Source organism: Legionella bozemanae, assembly GCF_001648595.1.
GTDB classification, from domain to species: Bacteria; Pseudomonadota; Gammaproteobacteria; order Legionellales; family Legionellaceae; genus Legionella; species Legionella bozemanae.
This window is the reverse complement of sequence record NZ_LBAW01000032.1, coordinates 1-15310: the sequence shown is the minus strand read 5'-3', so window position 1 is coordinate 15310 and position 15310 is coordinate 1. Positions and strand designations below refer to the sequence as shown.

Here is a 15310-nt window from a genome sequence, read left to right as displayed (position 1 = left end):
GTCATTTATCTCCTTCAAATAGCTCTTTTAGAGTCTCTTTCCCTTTATCCACGGCATGTCCTGGGATAACTCCAGCTTTAGCATCATACTTCCCATCAGATTCTTTTTCTTTGTATTTGTTCATTCGATCAGCTTTAGTTTTTAAAATATGATCGGGTGGACTTAGCTCTACAGTATTTTGATGCGTGCTCTGAATATCATTTACTTTTTCATCCACCTGATTCACTAAGTTATTTTTCCTATTATCAGCAATACCAACACTCAATGTTTTGGCGCTATCGGTTAACGCATCATGATTTTTTTGATAATTCGTTCCAATGTTATTGCTCTTCTGGTTTAAGGATTGGCTTTCATTCTGATAAAAGGCATCCATTGAAGAAGACGATTCTTTCGGCCTGAATTCAGCGATTAATTGTTCGCGCTTGGTAGTAACAAAGGCACCGGCCAATTCTTCTAACTCTTGTATTGAACTCATATCTCCAGGGCGTGCAAATAATTCATCGCGATGAGAACCACCCACCTTCGATGCAACAAAAGATGGAAACGCTTGATTGAGATCGGCTGTAATTTGCTCCGATTTTGATTCCACATAGTGCTTGGCCTCTGCAATACGCATAGCGCGAGTTTGTGATACATCGTAGCTATGGCTTCTATTTTCAGCCTCTCTGATATCAACTCCCATTTGGTTCGATAGCGATGCTGCCTCGGAATGACTGTCATCAAAATGATGTGTTTTAGCAAATTGGGCCACATATTGGCTTGCTTTATTAAAATCCTCGGCTTCTTGAGCAGAAATGACCTTGTCATAACCCTCATGCGCACGATACGCATTAGTTGATGCGCGTTCGTATTTAAGATGAGCATCCCACCCGCCTTTAATGCCAAAGATTTTTCCAGCAATACTTTTTTGAAGATCAACCCCTCCTGAAATCCCATGCCCGCCACTGGTCATCGCCGCAAAGGCATCTTCTTTGCTGATGCCGTGACGATTAGCAACATCTTGCGCAATCCGTGACATTTGAGAGAGCGCACTGGAATAGTGAGCTGAATCGGAAGAACTGATTCCATCGCCAAGGCGCATATCGTGTCCTGATAATTGAGCCAGTGCTAGTGCGCGATGAGCAAAATTACTTAGGGCGGATTGATACGCTTTACTTTCATTGGCAGCTGTTTGAGTTGATTGCTCATACGCCTGGTTCAATGAGCCTGTTAATGCCTTGGCATCGGCAATATGAATATGACTTTTAGTCATACCAGGACTGACATCAAAAACAGCGTCGCCACTTCCTGTCAATGTTTTTAATACCCCACTTCTCAATTGTTCGGTCTGCATACCATGCATGTGTGTCCAATTGGAATCATGTTTGTTCGCCGAGAAATTATTGGCCGTTGTGTTATAAAAACTGGTTTGACCAAGCCCAAAAGAGCCGCTAGCAGCCTCCCCTGCCACTGACATACTGGAGCCTTGCATATGGCTCATCATGCTGGTTGCGAGATTACTGAATGCGCCACCTAATTGAGAGACCAAACCATGGGACAGAAAAGGAATGAGCATCATCAAATAACCGCAGGTACCCGAAATGTCGGCGTGCAATTCATCAATCTTATCAAGATTAACCATGGTAAACTGGCCATATTCAGCCGATGATGAAGCACCATAAATGGTCATACCTGCATTAAGAATTGCAAAAAGCACCGGCCAAAATTGCAGCGACATGAAAAACTGCATATAGCCATAAAGAATTCGTATTCCGCCCGGTAACGTGGTTAAAGCAATAATTAGTGGAAACACGCCAAACAATAAAAGCGTTAAGCAGGTATGGGTAATCGGCAAAATCCACAACGCTTTTTGCCCTAACACTTCCCAGCTCCAACGGTGTTGTACCTGGGATTTGGTAAATTGTTGGTTCACAATGCCTGCGGTTGCATCCGTAAACGCTTGATAATGCGCCACACCATCGCTCATCGCATTAATCATCATGCTTTGTAAAAAAATATTACTGGAAGAATCAGTTAAGCCCTGGTAATAATCAAAGGCTGATTTAAGATGAGTGCTAAATAACGCTTCATAGGTGGTATTCTTAGGCTTACCAAATAAATTCACGCCAAAAAATTTGTATGCCTTTTTAATTTCAGCATCCAGCTTTTTGCGCAAACTGTATTGCCCATCAGGTTTGGAGGCCTCCTGGCAAGCCACTAATTTACCATTCACCGAAATCATGCGAAGCGGCGAAGCTTTCGCAGTAATAAGATTCCAAATGTCCGTGGAATGAGCTAAATCCCCAACACTGTACTTCCGATTTAACCGAATGTCTCCTACCACACACGCTCGAAAGTACTCATTAATCTCCTCTTTAAGCACTGGGTCTTTAATGCGAAAAGAGGTTGAAGCAGAAATCAGGCGTGACCCAAATAATGCACCTGTTTTGGTGTAGTGCAAATCATCAGGCATGGTTAGTAACGCATCGTAGGATTGCGCTAAACCATAACCGATGATTGTTACAAGACTTGCTCCTAGTGCAAACACTACCGGCACATTACCCACGAGTTTCGGCGTTTGCGATGAAATGTCGTCAATCAGTACAGAGGTTTTAGGCCATAACACCACATTTACAAACAACACATAACCTAAAAACCAGCGTGCAAAAGCCATTGGGTCACGAGTTTTCAGAAAACCAACTGCTGCCATGACTATGCCAATTAATGCGGTAATGCGTAACAATCCGAAAAAACTGTCCTGTTTCATAAAGGCTGTTATCGCATTTAAAACATGCTGGAATAATTCACCACCAGCCAACACATGCATCGTTATCATGAGCCTCTCTCCTTAACCCGCTGTACTGTTCATTTGCGAGGCTACCTGTTTTTCAATTTGCGCCATGCGTTCAATCAGCATGAGTTTTTCTTGTAGTTTGCGGCCTACCTTTGGATCAATGGAAGCCAGGAGCAAAGTTGCCTCATTGATGCGCTTTTGAATTTCTTTGACTAAATCGCTATTTAACTCAGAACCTGCTGTGGCCACGCTGACCTCACGCACTAATTCAGTGAGATAATTCGTTAACAAATCCTGGGCGATTAGCATCGAATATTCTTCAATGTCTACGGCACTGCGGCCTGTGTGCATGCTGTTTAACACCGACAAAAACTTCATCACAGGTAAAGACGTCATGCTTAAAAAATTAAGCTCCCGATTGCCGGGTTTTTCATCATTAATGAGCTTTGTATTGATGGTGCGAATAATCTCACGTACTTTATAAGTAAGCGTTGAAGTTTCTGGGATGGTGATATCCTGTAAACCCACCTGCATGCACTGGCTGTTGCTGCCTGCATCTTTACAACGCCATATTTTGGCAGTTCGAGCACCATTTCCTAGGCCAATCAGTGCATTAATTAAATCAGCGTTACCCGCCAATGAAGGCACATTGGTCACCTTGCCCTCTTTATCAATAATCAATGTGCCTGTTAGACTCATTACCATCTCAGCAAGCTCCCTATCACTATTTAAGAACGATTTGGCTTGCAACAAGGACCACACGAGATTCTTATTTAAAACCACTTGCTTTTTACGCTCAGGGTCAAGGGACGCTTTATTCATCACATTATCAAAACCAGTTCCAGAGCAGGCCATCCTTGCTTTGACGTAATCACTGAAAAGTCCCTCTTTACCCATGGCCGCTTGGTCTTTACAGATTTTTTGCTGGCTTTCGGCTGTTTTTGGCCAGATGCCACCGACCATATTTTGCGAGAGCTGACAGGAGTTGATGCTGGCTTGATTGGCCATCTGCTCTAATTGTTGGAGATAATCGCGTACTTGCTTCAGTTCGGGCACAGTTGATGCCAACATCACATCCACTGCATAAGCACCCGCATTGGTCATTACCGATTTACCTAAATCAACAAGCTTTTGTTCACTTAAAAAGCTCATGCTCCCAGTGAATAAATCGATGCCGCCGCATCCTGCGCGATAGCTGGGTAAATCCAGTTGCACTAATTGGTATTGCCGTACCTGGTTACGGGCATAGAGGGAACCGCCACCAAAAAATCCTGCGGCTTGGGTTTCAAAGGCAGCAGGCGAAGTGACATTCGAGGCATAGCCCATCCCGTTAAAAAAATTATCCAAATCGGTACTCACATTCGCCTGAGCAGTGGAGAAAAAACTCAATAAACAAAGGGTAAGAATACCTTTTTGCATTACATTATCCCCTTGTTTTCATACATCTTAATTTTAGGGATGAGTGTTTTTATGCGGTCATTGAGTTCAGCTTCCGTCATTGAACCAAATCCCACCGGATATAAAGCTTTGGTATTAGGATTCACCACAAAAAGTGCTGGGTAATTAATCGCATTCCCGCCAAAGGCAGAATTAATCCATTCAGTAGTCGCCGGTAAAAATTTGGGAAAGCCAGGTAACGGTTGATTATCCAACGACAAAGGCAACACTTCTGCTTTGTTACGAGTTACCCAGCGTTTTAATATTGGTGCGAATTGCTTGCAATGCGGGCATTGACTGCCATAGAACAAAATCAATCCATGGGTGCTAAAAAATCCCTTCCCCTTTTTATTGAGTGTCTCTTGACGTTGTTGTTTTGCTGCCCCTTCCTTCTCCGCAATCATGTTGGTAAGCCATTTCGATTCTTCAGCCTGTGCACATGAAACAATAAAAGCTAAAACCAAGCACCAAAATACACGCGCGCTCATCATTCGTCTCCTTTAAATTGTGTGGCTACTTGTTTGATGCGCTCCATCAAGACATCCTGGGTCGTAAGGCCATAAGCTATAGGTGAAACACGTTGGTTTTCTGGGTTCACCAAAAGTAATGCGGGAAAATAACGGACACCCAGTCGGTTGGCTTGCCCATTATCCATTCGGGAATTCTTAAGTTCGGAAGAGGTGACGCCATCAACACTAATCGGCAACATTGAAATATGGAAACGCCTGCAAAAATCAACAATAATAGGGATTTGTTTCACGTCATAAGCGCTTTTTCCGCGATAGAAGAACAACAAACCATGCGTTTGGGACAACCGGTTTATAATTTCTACGGTTTGGGATTCGCGCACCTCATCGGTGATTTTGGCACCGAGATTGGAGGTCGGATGAGTCACCGCGTAATCATATTCAGGATGTGCCAACATCGTTTGTTGAAACAACGATTTAAACCGTGAGGATTCTTTAAGCCAGTAATCCTGAAGGCTTAAAAAAACCCGCATGTCCTCCACCTTTTTGGTATACCGCGCTTTATGCAAAGCTTCCATGGTATAGAAACGAAGCACCGCATCGCGTTCAGTAAAACTAAGCTGGTTAAAGGCAGTACCTCGGGTGATTGGTTGCCTTGTCTTTTTCTGTTCCTTTTCGATGCTGTACCAAAGAAAACCGACCGGTTTCTCGGCGAACACACCAAGCGAATTAAGGAATATCAAAAGAAAAACGCCCCATTTAATCATGTGCACGCCCCATCTGTTTTAAGCGCTCGATATGGGACTGATTGACTGCAGAGACTTGCCCCTCATTGGGCAGTACTTTACGATTCATGAGCTCTTGAGTAATCGGGGATAAATCAAGAGCTGAGAAGTTAATACGTTCCAACTCTTCTGGGGTAATACCACGGCAATTGGCCTTATTGTCTTCATCTTTTGCCCAACCAAAGTGAATGCCTAACTGGTAAAAACGTCCTTGAATTTGCAAGATGGCAGCCAGTTTGGTAGGAAAAACACACCATGACTCTTTTTCTTCAAGACAAATTCCTAATTCTTTTTTGGCACAGAACGTTCCTACGTTAAATGCACGCCCTTCTTCCTTGGCTTTGGCCAGACGTTTTTCATCGTCACTGCAATGGGTCATATGGTAACTGCCACCGCAACAATTGCGTACATCTGCTTTTACTTTGCGACAGGTTGAATTGGTTCCGGTAAAAATAGCAGGCATCCCACTGCGAACCTGCTTGGCCGCGACATCAGAGGCTGCACCAGCAAGAACACCAAGGCGTGACAATCCTTCTGCCGCATCATCACTTTCTTCCGCAAAAGATAGGTCACACGCTCCATCGCTGCAGGATATTTTGTCAGGACAAATAGTTTTTTCTGGAAAACACACCTGCGTCATACAGGAAAAGGTTTGTAAGAAACGGGTACACAATCCATTGGATGCATTAAGACACTTCGAACCCACTTGCGAACATCCGGCTTCTAGCCACGGCATGCAATAACTGTTTTCTAAATAAGAGCATTGATAGTTTAACGCATGACCCCAGCACGGCCTGGTAATGGCAATACCCTCAATGATTTTTGTGGCATTAGGTTCTAAACATGAATTGCTGCTCGTTAAAATACATGAATCCGAAGGTTTTTTTTCGCAAGCTTGAGTCACCCAAGACTCTTCACTTACCTGTTGGGTTAACGTCATCTTAAGCGGTATGGACGCCTTAATTATTTTTCCTAAAGATACCGTCACTGTGGGGTCTTTGCAGGTAGGATTTTTTAGGAGCTGCAGCACTTTATTTCTATACCTCACTTCAAAATTTAATGCTTCACACGCAGGCTTTATCTCGGCAAGATTTGCTTTGCTGCATCCTTTGTTGTGTTTGCCGCATTCGCTCAAATGAAAGTTGGCACTTCCATGAGGAAACATAACCTCGCGAGTAAAGTTTTGTGTGAAAGATTTTAGCGTTATCTTTAGCACATCCCCACAAGAGACATTTTTATAGCCCACGGTTTCTTCGCAAGTTTTGGTCTCTGGATTCGATTCACAAAAACCTGGTTCTTTATAGCAGACGCCATTTACTACATCTTCTGGATGTTCAAGCAATTGTTCTGCATAACGCATCTCTGGGCTATTGGGATTGTAGCGCCCCTTCGTGCGGGTTCCTGCCTGTTGATACACCTCTAAAGCATCTGGAGTGTTGGACAGGGCATTTAAGCCTGAAGAGGACAAAGTGTCCGTTCCTTCTTGTGGGAGAAGGCCTGTCTCTTTGGGGTTTTGCGTATACCCCTTCAATATATTGGCAGGATTAAATCCATTCAAAGCTTGCATCGCTTGCTCGCGCGCATTTAGCGCATCAGTTGGAGTTTGTGCAAACGTTGCGGTAAAGTACGCGCTCGAAAATAACATCAAGATGAATTTATTCACCGCTTATCCTCCGAGCATCACGGCTGGAAAAGTGGGTGTCTCCATGTCCTGCAATGCGCGACAATCCTTCTTGTAGGGTCAAATGACCATAAATCACATCAAACGCATTTCCCTCGTCAACTACCAGTGCAGGTACTTGCTGAATGCCAAAACGTTCAAATAAGGTGGGGTCAATGGCCAAATTCAAGTTGGGGACTTGCTTGCTCAACTCCATGATTTTGAGAGCGGTATCCCTCATTGAGTCATGATAAAGTCCGTTTAAATAGGCAGGAATGCGTAAACGGCTGCTTTCTTTGAGTGTCTCCTCCAAAAGCCTATCGGGCATGGAAAAACTGACAAACACCAAGACCGTTGAGGCAAAAAGTACGGTATTTGCAAGACATCCCAGCAATAAAATAATTCCCTTTCTTAGCATCTCAATCTCCGTTTAAAGGAAGGTACAGTTGCGCTTTCGCCACACCAGAAACCCATATTGGTCGGGAGTGTGCGGTTTAATTTTTCCAAACTCCCAAGCCAAAGTACTTAAACCCCCTGGGTAGCAGTGTTTGCCATCGGCTACTTGATTTACCATCTCATAGCGGTAACGGGATTTAGGGGTTACTGAATAGTGATGTTCTTTGCAAATCGCACCCGACGCAGGACTTGAATCAGATACTAACAATTCGCGGTGCATTTTGTAGTTCATGCGCTCGGTAAGAAGTAATGCGGTTTGTACGGGAGAAAGTGGGGCATGCACATGCCCTGTTAGCGGATAATGAGTACCTTGACTTCCTGCGCACCAAAAAAGGCTATCGATGGGCTTCTTAGTCAGTGTTGAGGACAGCGCATCCGCGGCACAAGAACTTGCTGCCACAGGATTACCAAACAGCACCGACTCAGGACTTAGGACAAAACTCATTTCGGAGTCTTGCCAGGTAGGGTCAAGTTCCGTGAGGTAGGCAATATCAAAATCTCCACCCTGCATACAACCCACTGAAGTGATGAGATTAAGCCAGCTCATAAGCGGGTATTTATACCAATGGACGTGAAAAAACGCACGCTGTTGGCCATTACCAACCACATGACGCCCTCCCCTGCTCTGTTTCAAACCCAAATTGAGCTTGATGCCTCCAAGATTCACCAGGCAATAAGGCGTGTCGGTAACATCGGTGAGTGCCACTGGCTCCCAAAAACCAATATTGAGTCCCACACGCAACCCCATAGGACTTGGACATACACCAATGGGACTTGCTGCATTGTCGGTATCGGGAAGGGATGAATTCACTACCTTAATGTTGCCTATCGACAAAGGAAATAAGCATCGCCAACACACATCACGAATGGGATTGACGAAATGTCCGATACATTGCTTGCTCCATCCTGCATAAGAAAAAACGAAGAGGATTGCGACAAAAAAGACTCTAAAGAACATCGCCATTCTCCTTGATTGCCTGCTCGACAATGACAAGACGATTGCCTTTGCGAGTAACGATTGCCGGAATGTGAGTGATATGGAGTTTGCTTGTAATTTTTCCTGCCTGGTCGAAATAAATGACTGCGTGCAGCTTTTTTTCGGCGGTATTGATGGCGCCACCCGTCAGAATCAATTTAGGATTCGGACAGCTTGTTTTTTGATGCTGCGCCCAATTCATCTGCGCTTCATCATCCGCATTAAAGAACAACCAACAGGGTTGATAGGAAGGTAACTGCGACAGCGCATTCACGTTCATACCTTTGGGGTACAAAACATGACCTCGCGCATCGCTTATATCCTGACTTAAAGTGATTTCGGGCACGTAATGATGTGTTATTGAATGATTGGTGCGTGGAAGATTTAAGGCTGATGGCCTGTTGGCATGCTCGGCTGCCGTTTGAATCCAGCGCTGATTCATTGCCTCAAGTTCTCCACTGATATTCAAAGCCGTCAACCGTTCTTCAATGAGCTTTAAAAAGCTCTTTTCACCCACAGGAAAGACCTCGCCAATCACTCCAAAGGATTTGGCATGAATCTGACCCATGGAAATCATAAGAAGAATCAAGCAACATAGGATGTTCACGATTTGTTCCTCATGGCTTTACTTAACTTAATCCGCACCTCATCGGTAATATCTACCCCTCCAGCAAAAACATCATTCTTCCTTAAAATGATGACCTTCTTTTGCTGTGAAGTATCAACCAGTACCTTATTAAGTACCTCATTAAATCTTCTAGTAGACTGCTGCACCTGGGATTCGGTCGCCTTTATTTCTGCCAATTGGCGAATGAATTGTCCCTGCACCACCTCTTTATCAAAAAGGACAATTTCGGTATTTGGCGCGAGGTAGAATATCGCTCCAATAGTGAACGACATGGCACCTAAACCGCTAAGGGCATGAATTACTCGCATCATGACGCTCCATAGTATTTATGTGCAACTTGCTTGATTGCTTCACTTAAGGAAATACCCGACTTTATCAATGCTTCGATTTCCCCAAACTCATCGCCGGATGTAGAAAATAAAACCCTGGAGAACGGATCGGAAAAGTAGCGATGAAAGGAATACACACCGCCACACTGAATCATAAAATCAGAAAATCCCTGTAATTTGGCCTCACCAAATGACTCAATCACTCGTTGTTGTAATGGGGTAAACAAAGTAGGATGCTGCTCTATATACTCTTTGAATGATCCTTGCTTCATAATAAATTTGGTATCAGAGCACGCTGCAATCGCCTGTCCTTGCGCCGTATTTTTTGTATCGGATAATTGTTGAGTAACCCCTGAAAACCCTGCAAGGTATTTTCTTGCTGTACGCCACCCCTGTTCAATAAAGTTCGCCATAAGGGGGTTGGAACTTTTCATCAACGGACGCCAGATTTCATCAAAGTTACATTGTTTTTTTAATCGTCTGTCGGAATGATAAAACTGACCTTGAATAATTATGATCATCACAAACATCACAATAATCAGTAATTGGGGATTGGATTCAAATCCTCCGAGTTCGAAAACCGTGAACATGGATTCGTTGAATAATGGGGTTTGACCATTACAAAGGGAACCATATAAACCGTCCTTTCCATATTTACCTAAAAGTACCAACAAGTCTTTGAGGCGTCTGTCATTTTTTCCTTCCGGTTTTTGCAAAATCCCCTTTAAAGCATCCAACACATCATCGATACAACACTGGTTTTTCTTTTCTTTCCAAGCCATTAACAAAGCATCGAGTAGCCAGTCCTTTTGAACTTCATCCAATCCTTGTTCGGGACTTGCCATAATGGCGAGTAAATCTCTAATTTGAATGTAGTTGTTAACTTGCTTCCCTGAAATCTCCGTAGTCCCTTCAAAATCAAACAGGGTAAACGGATTTAAGCTAATAGTTGTTGCATCGACATAAGTACCACCAACCATCTGACATAAATGTTTGTAAGATTCTCCTAAATCAATAACAAAAATTTGATGACCACGAGATAATCCGTCTAAAAGTAGTGCTTGCTGTAAATAGGATTTACCCGCACCAGGTGCCGCAACCGTCAAGCGGTTATAATTAGCAATGGATAAATTGCGATCATCAAAAGGATCATAAAAAAACAATTGATGCCTGTAGGTGGGCATTAACAAGCCTTCCTTGCACCCTTTAAAGTCAGCAACCAAAGGCAGAAGATTCGCCACATTATAATTACTGAGCCTCTTAGTCAGCCCCATTAACTCCAGACGCGAAAACAATCCTTCCGTTAACACAAAAGGCAGTGAACCTAAAAAGCGAAGCCATTGCGTGCCATGACTTTGTGTGAGCGTAAAGCCGTGTTGGCGATAACTACTGATCGCCTTCGCCACGTGCTCACGCTCGTTTTCAATGCTTGTAAACAGCATGAGATTATAAAAGGTAGGCAATAAATCCATGTTATCTCGTGACACTTCCTGATGAACAAGACTCCATTGCGCGGCTTGTTCAGCCGTACCAGGTGCTAAGAAATTTTGTACGTAATTGTTGTTGCTGTTCGTATCTTTTGCGCGACTTTTGGCGATTTTTTTTGTTTTTTCACGATTAACACCGCGAATGGTAAAACTTATTAAAAAAGGACATTGAATACCATGCTCAGGACGTAACAGATTGGCAAATAAGTCCGATGTTTGCCATAAGGCAAATTGTGATTTTTTATCCTGTGCGTCAGGCCATTTACTGATTTGGCAATTAACGACCCTCACCTTTTGTTCTTCATGCTCTAAGTTATGGCTTGAAATGTCGATGCATTTATCATGAATCTCATACACGCTCGTTAGATTTGGGATAGAATCACGAACCAATCCATCTTCGTTATTATCGATTAATGGCCATGCAATCTCATCTAAAGATGGCGATACAAGAGTTCGCATCAAGGATTTAAACTCAAGCCTCTCCATTCGATAAAAACCAAATCCTGCTACTTTTAATTCTGACTCCCAGTCCTCGCGCAAACGACTTAAATCGTGCGTATTCCCTGCATGGTGTCGCCTTGAAATGAAGAGGTACGCGGTGTAATCCGCAAGCTGGGCAGGAACATTACGGCCATTTTTGTAGCCCTCTTTTATGGCTTTAAGATGAAAATCAATGCTCATTTTAGCAAGTTCTGCATAGATTCCCCCGCGTTTTAAAATAGGAGAAAAGCTCTCTGAAAGCCTATGAGATAAATAACGATGCTTGTAAAGCATCACGGTACAATCAACACCTGCTGGCAACTTATTCTTAAAAAGCTCTGCAAGTGAGTGCATTAGTGATTCATCAGCACCGCAACTGGGTAAGACACTTAAACCAAACCCAATGGAATTTTGGTTTATAAATAAAAGCTCCTCATTAATCGTTTCATAGGGAAGTAAACTCCTGAATGAGGGCAAGTCCAAGTGCAACGATTCTTTACCCTTTTGATACTCAAAGAGAGATTGCGGTTCACTGCTTAGGGTTTCTCCCAGTTGATGACTAAACCGGTGCAATAAGCTCCTTGCTTTATCACGCCAAACAGAGAAATTTACGCCCATGATTGCTCCTTAAGGTTTGTTGCCACCCACAACGATTGACCGTTATTTTGTTGGATGATTTTCCCTTGGTGGTTTGGGATAGTGTGTTCTGCTTTCATCATGCCCCGCCGTGCAGAATTGGGCTTTACCTCATCGGCGAAACGGGTCATGGCATCGACTTGTTCAATGGTCAAACAACTATCTCCCGCTGTGGCATTACAACTGAAATTGGAGTTCATCGTGCCGCATCCTGTAAGCAATGCGCTCAGTATTGAAATGAAACAAAGTAAACCAGACCTCATCGTAAACCTCCCATTTCATTGCGGTTTAAGGTATTGAGGCGGTCAATACGCCCCAAGACTTCGGGAGGAACTGTAAAGTTCATCTCAGAAGTTGGATTTTCGTCTTGAGATGCAATCAATCCTTGTGTTTCGTGTTGTGCTTTTACTTGATTCATTGCATGCTGACTCTTGTCTTCATCGGGCTCTAAGTAAAATCCGTCTTTAAAAACCACGGTAACGACATTGCCCGAGCCTACTTGAATGACAGGATGGTATTGCTCTGCGCGTTTGACGTAGTATGCCGACAAGGTATCTGCCGCTTTGGAGGCACCTCCATAGGCTGCAAAGGGCGCAATTTGACTGCTAGGCACAACCGATGTTGCACCATATGGCCCAATGGCTTGGACGCTTTGGGCGTATTGTGCAGCAGACGCAACTCCCGATAAAGCACCACTTATACCCGCCCAAGTCATGACCTTGTTATCTCGCATCAAGGGCTTTCCTTTAATTCCAACCTTGCCATTGAAAAACACCCACCCAGTAACCTCCTTATCAATAATGGGCTGGCCAGGATGAGCACACGACAGACGATACAATGTGGCAAAAGCGCGCTCACTGGAAATATCTCCATAGGAATTGGCACTGACGCGACATCCTCTTAAGCGTGAGCGCTCGCCATTAGGTAGTGTGCCATCTTCCAAGAATTTAAAGAGCATTACGCCATTATTTTTCGATTGGCCATTAACTGATGCATCGGCATCGGCCCCGCCTAAAATCACCGCGCGTACCGAGGTATTGGATGGGACATAATGAGCGGGGTTAAGATAAAAATTAGGATGTGCTTTTTTAATATGCCGTTTAGGTCGAAACGACACCGTGTGAATGCGAGGAGCTGCATTCGATAAAATAGTGCCGTTACCATTCATCATTGTGTTCATGGCATAGGTATTGGGATTATGCCACAGTTGTGGGTTTTGTACTTCGTTTAATTCAGAAGGATTGTTTTGGTGTTCCAAATGACTTTGTTTTTCCTGATTGGTTAAAGCCAGCTCGTGTACTTGTGCTGTGAGTTCTTCTTTTTGTGCTTGCAATTCTTTTTGGTACGCTTCCCCCATCGTTTTAATGTTTTGTGTTAATTCGCTTATTTGTTTTTTTAATGATTCAAGTTCTGTTTGCTGGGTGGTTAACGCTTGGTCTGCAACGGCATCGGTAAATGAATCGTCTACGATTCCTGTTAAATCGACTGATTTTTTTGTAGTGGCTGTTTTCTTAAGACGTCCCTCTGCCAACAAGACAATCATCATGGCGATGATGAAGAAAACGATGCATCCCACACCAATTAAAGTGCGAATCTGATTCTCTTTAACCTTTTTATTGAATTGCCAGTTAGCCATGACGACTCGCTTCCACACGATACAGCATGGCTTTTTCTCCAGGATTAATGGAGGCTTTGGAAAATTTAATCGCCAAAATTCCGTCTTTTGCAAACCATTCTTGAGATAGCTCCAATGGCTCTTTACCACCGTTATATAACTCCATGGTTTCACCCTTCAAGAGCTTACCATCCCAGGACTCTTTAGGGAGGAGGGTTAATCCTTTTGACCAGCGCTGTGCTTTTCCAAATTGACGTGTTACCCGCACATCGGCAAAAGGTTTGTGGTGCTCCATGTGGGTGAGCATGGCAAGAATTGCTTCGGGTACGGCCTCATGAGTTATCGTTTTCGGATTTTCTTTTATAGTGTTAGCTTGAGAGGCGACAACTTTGGGTTGTGGTGGTGAAACCAACTCAATCGTTTTGCCTAATGACTCTTCACCATTTAATGTGACTGAAAAATGAGTGCCTTTCTCAGTAGTTACAAACAAAGTAAATGGATTAGTCGCAGACAACATCACATAAACCGAACCATCTTGCTCGTCGCGTTTGATGGCCATGCTATTGGGTGGAAATACTGCTTCTATGATTTTATCGTTCTTCACTACAATGCGGCTGTAATTATTTTGAGAAAGCGTCAATGCGATGTCACTATTCTCTTTCACCGAGATACTATTAGCTCCCATAGTCATCGTAGATATTAATGCTAATGCGACACTTAATGGTTTACGCATGATTGAACTCCTTAAAAGGCGAAAACTTAATGATGGATAAGCGACTGTCTTTATATTGGAACTGCAACAGGTAGGTTTTACGTTCATCGTTTAGCGGTTGAAGCCCGACATAGCGTTTCAATACCCCAGAAACAACAGCGGTCAGTTGATTGGGATTCGTTTTAATTTGGGTGATAGCAAAGGTAGAAGACATCTTTTTGGCTTTAATTACTTTCGCCTCATTCGTTAAAAACCGAAGCATCTGGGTGTACTTTTGATGGTTCACAAAAGAGAGTAAGCGCTTGTGGTTGGCATCGACTGTTTCAGGGGTTACATTTAAACGCTCATTAACGAAGTTTTCAGCCATGAGGCTAAGATAATGACCATCGACACGGGTTGCTGATTTAAAATAACCCGGATTTCCAGAAAATGGCGTTACTTCAATGGTATGATGGTTCCAGACTGTGTTAATAAAGCAAGACAACAAGACGTTAGATACTAAAAGACCAAACACCAGAACCACCATCAAGTTAAATCGTGCAGAGAGTTGGCTTAAGCGGCTTTGATAACTTTTAAAATCCATTTTTTTCTCCTTAAGCCACATACACACGGTGGTGGGATAAAGGGAGTTTGGGCAGAAAAAACTGGGTAACCATGCTTGGCAAATACCAGTAAGCCAACACTAAGAGGGCTTTTGGACCCTCCCCTTTCTTCAAATACCGCAACCCACTTAACAAACTGAATCCAAATAGAGAAACCCATACCTTTTGATTCGAGATAATGAGCAGCATAAAGCCAATACCTGCCCCCACCAGTTCGTCCATGGTTAACGTTAAGATTCTCTTAGGCGCATCAATATGGTTTAAGAA

Annotated in this window: 15 protein-coding genes; all 15 read right to left on the bottom strand. The window is 43.4% G+C overall.

Annotated features, from left to right (window positions below):
* Position 1: 1 nt before the first annotated feature.
* Positions 2-2815 carry a conjugal transfer mating-pair stabilization protein TraG gene (traG, locus tag A8O27_RS16455; RefSeq protein WP_058460606.1) on the bottom strand — a complete coding sequence of 938 codons (2814 nt, stop codon included), beginning with the start codon at positions 2813-2815 and terminating at the stop codon, positions 2-4.
* Between the two features lie 12 nt (positions 2816-2827).
* Positions 2828-4192: a conjugal transfer protein TraH gene (locus A8O27_RS16450; RefSeq protein WP_058460605.1), complete on the bottom strand. Its 1365-nt coding sequence runs from the start codon at positions 4190-4192 to the stop codon at positions 2828-2830.
* Entirely contained in the window at positions 4192-4701 is a 510-nt protein-coding gene (gene trbB / locus A8O27_RS16445) for a type-F conjugative transfer system pilin assembly thiol-disulfide isomerase TrbB (RefSeq protein WP_235810573.1), read from the bottom strand. Before trbB ends, A8O27_RS16450 begins: the two co-directional genes overlap by 1 nt.
* The gene (traF, locus tag A8O27_RS16440) at positions 4698-5444 is read right to left on the bottom strand and encodes a type-F conjugative transfer system pilin assembly protein TraF (RefSeq protein ID WP_058460603.1); all 747 of its coding nucleotides are present in this window, start codon (positions 5442-5444) and stop codon (positions 4698-4700) included. Before traF ends, trbB begins: the two co-directional genes overlap by 4 nt.
* Complete coding sequence (traN, locus tag A8O27_RS16435; protein WP_058460602.1) at positions 5437-7125, bottom strand: conjugal transfer protein TraN; 1689 nt, start codon at positions 7123-7125, stop codon at positions 5437-5439. Before traN ends, traF begins: the two co-directional genes overlap by 8 nt.
* On the bottom strand, positions 7118-7540 hold the full coding sequence (gene trbC, locus A8O27_RS16430; protein ID WP_058460601.1) for a type-F conjugative transfer system pilin assembly protein TrbC: 423 nt from the start codon (positions 7538-7540) through the stop codon (positions 7118-7120). Before trbC ends, traN begins: the two co-directional genes overlap by 8 nt.
* Before the next feature lie 12 nt (positions 7541-7552).
* Positions 7553-8536, bottom strand: coding sequence for a conjugal transfer pilus assembly protein TraU (traU, locus tag A8O27_RS16425; protein ID WP_058460600.1), 984 nt, complete (start codon positions 8534-8536; stop codon positions 7553-7555).
* Positions 8526-9161, bottom strand: coding sequence for a type-F conjugative transfer system protein TraW (gene traW, locus A8O27_RS16420; protein ID WP_082642484.1), 636 nt, complete (start codon positions 9159-9161; stop codon positions 8526-8528). Before traW ends, traU begins: the two co-directional genes overlap by 11 nt.
* Positions 9158-9493, bottom strand: a complete 336-nt coding sequence (locus A8O27_RS16415) for a TrbI F-type domain-containing protein (RefSeq protein WP_235810571.1) — start codon at positions 9491-9493, stop codon at positions 9158-9160. Before A8O27_RS16415 ends, traW begins: the two co-directional genes overlap by 4 nt.
* Entirely contained in the window at positions 9490-12096 is a 2607-nt protein-coding gene (traC, locus tag A8O27_RS16410) for a type IV secretion system protein TraC (RefSeq protein WP_058460597.1), read from the bottom strand. The genes A8O27_RS16415 and traC overlap by 4 nt, the downstream gene beginning before the upstream one ends.
* On the bottom strand, positions 12087-12377 hold the full coding sequence (locus A8O27_RS16405; protein ID WP_058460596.1) for a TraV family lipoprotein: 291 nt from the start codon (positions 12375-12377) through the stop codon (positions 12087-12089). Before A8O27_RS16405 ends, traC begins: the two co-directional genes overlap by 10 nt.
* Complete coding sequence (locus A8O27_RS16400) at positions 12374-13750, bottom strand: TrbI/VirB10 family protein (RefSeq protein WP_064115131.1); 1377 nt, start codon at positions 13748-13750, stop codon at positions 12374-12376. The genes A8O27_RS16405 and A8O27_RS16400 overlap by 4 nt, the downstream gene beginning before the upstream one ends.
* Positions 13743-14462 carry a type-F conjugative transfer system secretin TraK gene (traK, locus tag A8O27_RS16395; RefSeq protein WP_058460595.1) on the bottom strand — a complete coding sequence of 240 codons (720 nt, stop codon included), beginning with the start codon at positions 14460-14462 and terminating at the stop codon, positions 13743-13745. The genes A8O27_RS16400 and traK overlap by 8 nt, the downstream gene beginning before the upstream one ends.
* Positions 14455-15024 carry a type IV conjugative transfer system protein TraE gene (gene traE / locus A8O27_RS16390; protein ID WP_058460594.1) on the bottom strand — a complete coding sequence of 190 codons (570 nt, stop codon included), beginning with the start codon at positions 15022-15024 and terminating at the stop codon, positions 14455-14457. The genes traK and traE overlap by 8 nt, the downstream gene beginning before the upstream one ends.
* Before the next feature lie 10 nt (positions 15025-15034).
* Positions 15035-15310: type IV conjugative transfer system protein TraL (gene traL / locus A8O27_RS16385; RefSeq protein ID WP_064115130.1), on the bottom strand; the 276-nt coding region annotated here is incomplete at its 5' end.